The sequence below is a fragment of the Sphingomonas segetis genome (genome assembly GCF_009720245.1).
GTDB classification, from domain to species: domain Bacteria; phylum Pseudomonadota; class Alphaproteobacteria; order Sphingomonadales; family Sphingomonadaceae; genus Sphingomicrobium; species Sphingomicrobium segetis.
In genome coordinates this window covers 1-841 of record NZ_WJSQ01000304.1, presented here as the reverse complement: position 1 = coordinate 841, position 841 = coordinate 1, and the positions used below count along the sequence as shown (strand labels likewise).

Genomic DNA, 841 nt, shown 5'->3' with positions numbered 1-841 from the left:
CCGATCGAGTTCGCGCCGAAACGCGCCTTCGTGCCGCCGGCCGAGACGCAGCAGGCGCCAGTGGCGGCACCTGCGGGCGCCGGCCCGCTGCGCATCCGCGGTCGCATCGGAGAAGGCTTTTACTGGTCGCTTCGGACGGCCGGCGCGAGCCCTCAAGTGGCGGCGGAATATCTTGCGGCGCTCGCGACCGAGATCGACGTCGGCGAGGTCCCGGCGGGCGACAGCTTCGACCTGGTGCTCGGCAGTAACCACCGGCTGCTTTACGCCGGGCTCGATCGGATCGGGGAACGGGGGCTGCAGCTCGTCAGGTGGGATGCGAACGGCCAGGGCCGATGGATCGACGCTGCGAACGTCGAGCGGCCCGCGGCCACGACGAGCGGGATGATGATGCCGGTTGATGGCCACATCACCTCCTATTTCGGCAACCGCTATCACCCGATCCTGCATTTCTCGCGCTTCCACGCGGGGCTCGACATCGGCGCTTCGTGGGGGAGCCCGATCGTGGCGGCGGGAGACGGCCGCGTGGTCTCCGCGGGATGGGCCGGCGGCTACGGCCGGGAGGTCAAGATCGCGCACGCGGGCGGAATCGTCAGCCTCTACGGTCACATGAGCTCGATCGCCGCCGAGCCGGGCAGCTTCGTGCGGCAGGGGCAGGTGATCGGCTATGTCGGGTCGAGCGGGCTATCCACGGGACCGCACGTCCATTTCGAAGTCAGGATGGGCGGGACGCCGGTGAACCCGCTGTCGGTGCGCCTCACCAGCGCGCCGGTCGTCGACACGCACCTCGCCGCCGCCGTCAAGGCGCGGCTCAAGGCGCTGCTCGGCGTCGGCGTGAGCAGGC

At 70.4% G+C, this 841-nt stretch carries 1 protein-coding gene; it reads left to right on the top strand.

Annotated elements, in window-relative coordinates; all coding sequences use genetic code 11:
• Positions 1-60: 60 nt before the first annotated feature.
• The coding region (locus GH737_RS14925; protein WP_155265543.1) for a M23 family metallopeptidase at positions 61-841 on the top strand (781 nt) is incomplete at its 3' end.